6 protein-coding genes are annotated in these 6,875 nt (G+C 68.8%); 5 read left to right on the forward strand and 1 reads right to left on the reverse strand.

The window, feature by feature from the left end:
• The 4 genes from VGD44_RS17975 to ribB form a co-directional block, all read left to right on the forward strand.
• Positions 1-960: acyl-CoA dehydrogenase family protein (locus VGD44_RS17975; protein WP_331089652.1), on the forward strand; the 960-nt coding region annotated here is incomplete at its 5' end.
• Positions 961-1,180: 220 nt separating this feature from the next.
• Complete coding sequence (locus VGD44_RS17980) at positions 1,181-2,908, forward strand: class I adenylate-forming enzyme family protein (protein ID WP_331089662.1); 1,728 nt, start codon at positions 1,181-1,183, stop codon at positions 2,906-2,908.
• A 169-nt stretch (positions 2,909-3,077) separates the two neighbouring features.
• Positions 3,078-3,665 (forward strand): NADPH-dependent FMN reductase, encoded by a 588-nt coding sequence (locus tag VGD44_RS17985; RefSeq protein ID WP_331089654.1) that lies wholly within the window; start codon positions 3,078-3,080, stop codon positions 3,663-3,665.
• On the forward strand, positions 3,665-4,807 hold the full coding sequence (gene ribB / locus VGD44_RS17990; RefSeq protein ID WP_331089656.1) for a 3,4-dihydroxy-2-butanone-4-phosphate synthase: 1,143 nt from the start codon (positions 3,665-3,667) through the stop codon (positions 4,805-4,807). Before VGD44_RS17985 ends, ribB begins: the two co-directional genes overlap by 1 nt.
• Here ribB and VGD44_RS17995 read toward each other — a convergent pair.
• Complete coding sequence (locus tag VGD44_RS17995; RefSeq protein WP_331089658.1) at positions 4,804-5,292, reverse strand: hypothetical protein; 489 nt, start codon at positions 5,290-5,292, stop codon at positions 4,804-4,806. The two genes, ribB and VGD44_RS17995, sit on opposite strands and share 4 nt — an antisense overlap.
• A 221-nt stretch (positions 5,293-5,513) precedes the next feature.
• Between VGD44_RS17995 and VGD44_RS18000 the strand changes: the two genes are divergently transcribed.
• Positions 5,514-6,875 (forward strand): M10 family metallopeptidase C-terminal domain-containing protein (locus VGD44_RS18000; RefSeq protein ID WP_331089660.1); only part of this gene is annotated, 1,362 nt, incomplete at its 3' end.

A 6,875-nucleotide genomic window follows, 5' to 3' on the forward strand; every position in this document is an offset into this window, starting at 1 on the left:
CTGCTGAACGGCGAGATCCGCTCGGCCTTCTCGATGAGCGAGCCAACCGGCGGCTCCGACCCGCTCACCTTCCGCACGACGGCGGTGCTGGACGGCGACGAGTGGGTGATCAACGGCGAGAAGTGGTTCTCGACGAACGCCCGCTATTCCAAGGTGCTGGTGCTGTACGCGGTCACCGATCCCGACGCGAAGGACCCCTACCGACGCACCTCGATCTTCCTGGCGCCCACCGACACGCCCGGCATCGAGATCATCCGCAACGTGGCGGTGGGGGCCGGCGGCGAAGTCGGCGGCGGCAACGAAGGGTACGTCCGCTACACGAATGTGCGTCTTCCCTACGAGGCGCTGCTGGGTGAGCGCGGCGACGCCTTCCGCATCGCCCAGGTGCGGCTGGGCGGCGGGCGCGTGCACCACGCCATGCGCACCGTCGGCGCCTGCCGCCACGCGCTGGACCTGATGTGCCAACGGGCGGTCTCGCGCACCACGCGCGACGGCCGGCTCGCCGACCTGCAGATGGTGCAGGAGCAGATCGCCGACAGCTGGATCGCGGTGGAGAGCTTCCGCCTGCTGGTGCTGCGCACCGCCTGGCTGATCGACAAGCACAAGGACTACCAGAAGGTCCGCAAGGACATCGCCGCCATCAAGGTGGCGATGCCGCAGGTCTACCACGACGTGGCCACCAAGGCGGCGCACCTGCACGGCGCGCTGGGGGTCTCGAACGAGATGCCGTTCATGCGCATGGTGAGCTCGGCGCTGGTCATGGGCATCGCCGACGGCCCCACCGAGGTGCACAAGGTGACCCTCGCGAAGCAGGTCCTGAAGGACTACACGCCCGACAACGACCTCTTCCCGAGCTACCACATCCCCAAGCTCCAGGAGGAAGCCAAGAAGCGCTTCAAGAAGGAGCTGGACGAGCTGAAGGACGCCTACGCGAGCCGCCGGGCGACGGGGTCGGCGTAGTCGTCATCTCCGGGCTTGTCCGAAGGACCTGCCGCGCTTTAGGTAACCAGCGATAAGTCAGCGTGGAGACACGCCGAAACACCATCGCAACAGCCCGGTGCGACGGCCGCCGCGCGCCGTTTGCCTGCCGCTAGGTCCCGCGTGCATCGAGCGGCCTTCGGCGCCTAGGATGACTGCAGTTCAGAGGTGAAGCGACGTGACCGAGAAGCGCTGGCCCGTGATGTCGATCGCCGAGGCGCATGCCCGCCTGACCGCGCCGGGGGCGCCGTTCGAGATCGAGGAGCAGGTGATCCGGGGCGTGACCACGAAGACGTGGAAGAACGCGCCGCCGACGCTGCGCGACGTGTTCGTCAACGGCCAGCGGTTCAAGGATCGCGAGTTCCTGGTCTACGACGACGACCGCGCCACCTACGACGGCTTCGGCCGCGCGACGCTCACCCTGGCGCACCGCCTGATCGCCGACGGAGTGAAGAAGGGCGACCGGGTCGCGGTCATCATGCGCAACCTGCCGGAGTGGCCGGTGGCGTTCTGGGCCGGCCAGCTGGTGGGCGCGATCGTGACGCCGCTGAACGCCTGGTGGACGGGCGCCGAGCTGGAATACGGTCTGGCCGACTCCGGAACCAAGGTCGCCTTCGTCGACGACGAGCGGCTCGACCGGGTGGAGGAGTTCCTGGGGAAGCTGCCCGACCTCGAGAAGGTCTACATCGCCCGCCACGCCGGCGAGCGCCTGCCGGCCAAGACGGCGCGGCTGGAGGACGCGATCGGGCCGGTGAACGGCTGGGCCGGCCTGCCTGAGCTTGCGATGCCCGACGTGCCGCTGGGCCCGGAGGACGACGCGACGATCCTCTACACCTCGGGTACGACCGGCCGGCCGAAGGGCGCGCTGGGCACCCACCGCAACATGACGTCCAACATCGGCGCCGGGGGGATCTCCGCGGCCCGAAACTTCCTGCGCGCCGGCGAGCCGTTGCCGGAGATGGATCCGCTGAAGGTGCCGCAGCGCTGCACGCTGCTCGTCGTGCCGATGTTCCACGCAACCGGCCTGTCCGCGACGCTCGGCCCGACGATGAACTCCGGCGGCAAGATCGTCCTGATGCGCCGCTGGGACGCCGAGCCGGCCATGCGGCTGATCGAGCGCGAGAAGGTGTCGTCGACGGGCGGCGTGCCCACCATCGCCTGGCAGTTGATCGAGCATCCGGCGCGGGCGAAGTACGACCTGTCGTCGCTGGTGGCGGTCACCTACGGCGGCGCGCCCTCGGCCCCCGAGCTGGTGCGCCGCATCGGCGAGACCTTCCCCGGCAGCCAGCCCGGCAACGGCTGGGGCATGACCGAGACCACGGCCACCTTCACCAGCCACATGGGCAAGGACTACGAGAACCGCCCCGACAGCGCCGGCCCCGCCGCGCCGGTGGGCGAGATGCACGTGCGCGACCCGGCGGACGGCAAGACCATCCTGCCCGCCGGCTCGGTCGGCGAACTGTGGTGCAAGGGCCCGCAGGTGGTGAAGCTCTACTGGAACAAGCCGGAAGCCACCGCCGAGACCTTCCAGGACGGGTGGCTACGCACCGGCGACCTGGCGCGGATCGACGAGGAGGGCTTCCTCTTCATCATCGACCGGGCCAAGGACATGCTGATCCGCGGCGGCGAGAACATCTATTGCGTCGAGGTCGAGAACGTCCTCTACGACCACCCCGATGTGATGGACGCGGCGCTGGTGGGCATTCCGCACAAGACGCTGGGCGAGGAGCCGGCGGCGGTGGTGCACCTCAAGCCGGGCGGAACCGCCACCGAGGCCGAGCTTCGCCAATGGGTGCGCGAGCGCCTGGCAGGGTTCAAGGTGCCGGTAAAGGTTGCGTTCTGGCCCGAGACCCTGCCCCGCAACGCGAACGGGAAGATCATGAAGACCGAACTGAAGAAGGTGTTCGCGAAAGAGTCGGAGCAGGCTTGAGGTCCATGCGGCGTCAGCGCCCCCTCCACCGCTTCGCGGTCCCCCTCCCCCGCAAGCGGGGGAAGAACTTGGCGCAGGCGTTCGAGCCTCAGTTCCTCACCCGTGCCAACGGGGGAGGGGGACCACGAAGTGGTGGAGGGCGCGCTGCGGCCGCGCTATGCGCTTCCTCATGAGCAAAGCGCCCCTCATCGTCGGCCTGGGCGGGACCGTCCGGGCCGGGTCGTCGACCGAGAAGGCGCTGATCTGTGCGCTGAAGGCGGCCGAGGCGAGGGGGGCGGAGACGCGGCTGCTGGGCGGCGCTTTCCTCTCGGGCCTGCCGATCTTCGACCCGCGGCCGGGCGACGTGAACGAGGCGCAGCAGGCGCTGGCCGACGCGATCCGCGGCGCCGACGGGGTGATCGTGGCCAGCCCCGGCTACCACGGCTCGATCTCTGGGGTGATCAAGAACGCGCTCGACACCCTTGAGCTGACGCGGAACGACGCCCAGCCCTACCTCACGGCCAAGCCGGTGGGCACGATCATCACTGCCGATGGCTGGCAGGCGGCGGGGACGACCTTGATGGCGCTGCGGGCTATCATACATGCGCTCAGGGGCTGGCCGACGCCGTTCGGCGCTGCCCTGAACGCGGGGACCAGCCTCTTCGACGAGGCAGGCGACTGCAGGGACCAGAAGGATGCCTGGCAGCTCGCCACCGTCGCCGACCAGGTGGTGGAGTTCGCCCAGATGAAGGCCGCCAAGTTGAAGGAACTGGGCTGATGAAGCGCCCCTATCTCGTTCCACCCTCGGGCTCGGAAGACGACTCCGTTAAGGGGGCGATCAGCCCGATCGAGGACATCATCGAGGACGCCCGCAACGGGCGGCCCTACATCCTGGTCGACGCCGAGGACCGCGAAAACGAGGGCGACGTGATCATTCCGGCGCAGTTCGCGACGCCGGACCAGATCAACTTCATGGCCAAGCACGCCCGCGGCCTGATCTGCCTCAGCATCACCGGCGAGCGCGCCCGCCAGCTGCGCCTGCCGCCCATGGCCACCGACAACCAGTCGGGCCACGGCACGGCCTTCACCGTCTCCATCGAGGCGCGCGAGGGCGTAACCACCGGCATCTCGGCCCACGACCGCGCCCACACCATCGCCGTCGCCATCGACCCGACCAAGGGCGTGGACGACGTGGTCTCGCCAGGCCACGTGTTCCCGCTCGTGGCGAAGGACGGCGGCGTGCTAGTCCGCGCCGGCCATACCGAGGCCGCCGTCGACATCAGCCGGATGGCCGGCCTGAACCCGGCCGGCGTGATCTGCGAGGTGATGAAGGACGACGGGTCGATGGCGCGTCTTCCCGATCTCGTCGCCTTCGCCCAGCTGCACGGCCTGAAGATCGGCACCATCGCCGACCTGATCGCCTATCGCCGCCGCACCGAGCGGCAGGTGGAGCGGGTGCTGGAGACACCGTTCGAGAGCGCCTACGGCGGCCGCTTCCGGATGGTGATCTACCGCAATTCCATCGACCAGACCGAGCACGTCGTGCTGACCAAAGGCCGCATCGAGCCGGACAAGGCGACCCTGGTGCGCATGCACCGGGTCGACATGGCCACCGACATGCTGGGCGCGATCGAGACGCGCCGCGAGTACGTGCCCCGTGCGCTGCGTGCGCTGGCTGACTATGACGGGGCGGGCGTGGCGGTGTTCATCCGCGACTCCAACCCGCACTGGCTCAGCGAGCGCTACGGCCAGCCGCAGGCCGATCACACCGAGAACGTGCTGCGCGACTATGGCATCGGCGCGCAGATCCTGCTGGACCTGGGCGTTCGCGACCTCCTGCTGCTGACCAGCTCGCAGACCGTGCTGCCGGCTTCGGCGGGCTACGGCCTGAAGATCGTGGGACGCGTGCCGCTCAGCTAATGAGCGGACAGCTCGTCGCGCAGGGCGTGGGCGAGCTTCAGGGAGGCGTCCTTCAGGTCGGCGGAGGTGTCGGGCGAGGGCTCGGCCTTGTGGGCGTCCAGCGCGCGGCCGAACTTGACCATCCGGTCCTCGACCGCGCCTTTCTCGTAGATAGACATCTCGCCCCAGTAGAGGGTCCGGAACCGCGTCTCGGCGGTCTTCCACGCCTCGGCCTCCACCGGAGTGTTCGCGAGCGTCGCGGCGAGCTCCGAGACCTCGGTGAACAGGGCGAAGCGCCGCTTGTCGAGGTCCGGCGCGAGGGTCGTCGTTGCGACCGGGGCGGCTGGCGGCGAGGCGGCCTTCGCCGGCGGCCCGCGCTGGTCGAAGTAGACGAAGACGGCCCAGACGCCGCCCGCCGCCACGGTCACGATCGGCAGCCACGCCTTCAGAAGGTCCAGCGCCCGCCCGCCGGGCTTGGGGTCGCTGCTCGGAGCTGGCGCCGTCATGGCTTCCACCCGTTTTGCGGGCAGCCTACGCCGGGCGCGCGGGGGGCGAAAGCGGCGCGCCTAGCTGTCTCCCGCAATTTGCGGCACTCTCTCGGAAATCCGAGGTCGCTGGGCGGGCGTACCTTCCGGAGTGTGCGCACAAGACGCAGTGCGCGCAGGTTGCGCGGATTCATCTATTCCTTTAATGATTTTAAGGGGATGGGTAGACCAAGAGTATGGAAATGCCCAGCGATCCCAGTCTCGCTTACCTGTCTGAGACCACGCTCGAGACCCGTCCCTTCGCGGCGGCGGAGGGCGTCTGCAGCTGCCCCCTGTGCACCGGCTCGGCCACGGTCATCGAAACCGGCGAGTCCTTCGGTCAGTCGTATCTGAACGCCGACGAGCGATCGTCGGCGGTCGTAAACGGCAAGCAGAGCTTCTCGATCGATCGGGCCGGCCTGCAGATGACCGGCTTCGACCCCATCACGATGGAGCCCTACCCCGGCTGGGGCGGCGCAGCCGGCCAGGCCTACACCGTCACCTACGCGTTCCGCTCGACCGCGCCGTTCGACATGCCGAGCGACACCGAGGGCTTCCAGCGGTTCAACGCGACCCAGATCTTCCAGGCCGAGCAGGCGATGCAGGCCTGGGCCGACGTCGCCAACATCCGCTTCGTGCGCGTGGGCACCGGGACCGACTTCGAGAGCGCCTACTCGAACGACGCCTCGATCCTGTTCGCCAACTACAGCTCCGGCGAGTCCGGCTCGGCGGCGTTCGCCAATTTCCCGGGCAGTGCGGCGTCGTCCAGCACCGCCGGCGACGTGTGGGTCAACATCAACTCGGGCAGCAACGCCTTCCCCAGCATGGGCAACTTCGGCGCCCAGGTGCTGGTGCACGAAATCGGCCACGCCATCGGCCTGGCCCACCCCGGCGACTACAACGCCAGCGATGGTGGCGGCGCGATCACCTACGACGCCGACGCGGAGTATTACGAGGACTCCCGCCAGTACACCGTGATGAGCTACTTCAACGAGTCGAACACGGGGGGCAACTACTCCGGTCGCTACGCCGCGGCCCCGCAGCTCGACGACATCCGCGCCGCCCAGATCGAGTACGGCGCCAACATGACCACCCGGACGGGGAACACCGTCTACGGCTTCAACTCGAACGCCCAGCGGGCGTGGTTCGAGGCCAGCAGCAGCTCCACACGGCTGATCTTCGCGGTGTGGGACGCGGGCGGGAACGACACCTTCGACTTCTCCGGCTATTCGCAGAACCAGACCATAGACCTGCGGGAAGGGTTCTTCTCGAACGTGGGCTCACTGACCGGCAACGTGGCGGTGGCCCAGGGCGCCAAGATCGAGAACGCCATCGGCGGCTTCGGCGCCGACACGATCAACGGCAACGCCCTCGACAACCTCATCCAGGGCAACGCCGGCGCGGACCGGGCCTTTGCGGGCGCTGGCAACGACACCATCGAGGGCGGGTCGGGCACGAGCTACCTGCGCGGCGAGGAGGGCAACGACTCGATCGTGGGCGGCTCGTCGTTCGACGACCTGCAGGGCAACATGGGCGCCGACACCGAGACCGGCGGGCTCGGGGAC

The sequence above is a fragment of the Phenylobacterium sp. genome (genome assembly GCF_036402295.1).
GTDB lineage: Bacteria > Pseudomonadota > Alphaproteobacteria > Caulobacterales > Caulobacteraceae > Phenylobacterium.

What these genes read in the sequence shown, in the direction of transcription:
- VGD44_RS17980 (WP_331089662.1), top strand. Translation starts at nt 1,181, where the DNA reads ATGTCGATCGCCGAGGCGCATGCCCGCCTGACCGCGCCGGGGGCGCCG.
- VGD44_RS17985 (WP_331089654.1), top strand. Translation starts at nt 3,078, where the DNA reads ATGAGCAAAGCGCCCCTCATCGTCGGCCTGGGCGGGACCGTCCGGGCC.
- ribB (WP_331089656.1), top strand. Translation starts at nt 3,665, where the DNA reads ATGAAGCGCCCCTATCTCGTTCCACCCTCGGGCTCGGAAGACGACTCC.
- VGD44_RS17995 (WP_331089658.1), bottom strand. Translation starts at nt 5,292, where the DNA reads ATGACGGCGCCAGCTCCGAGCAGCGACCCCAAGCCCGGCGGGCGGGCG.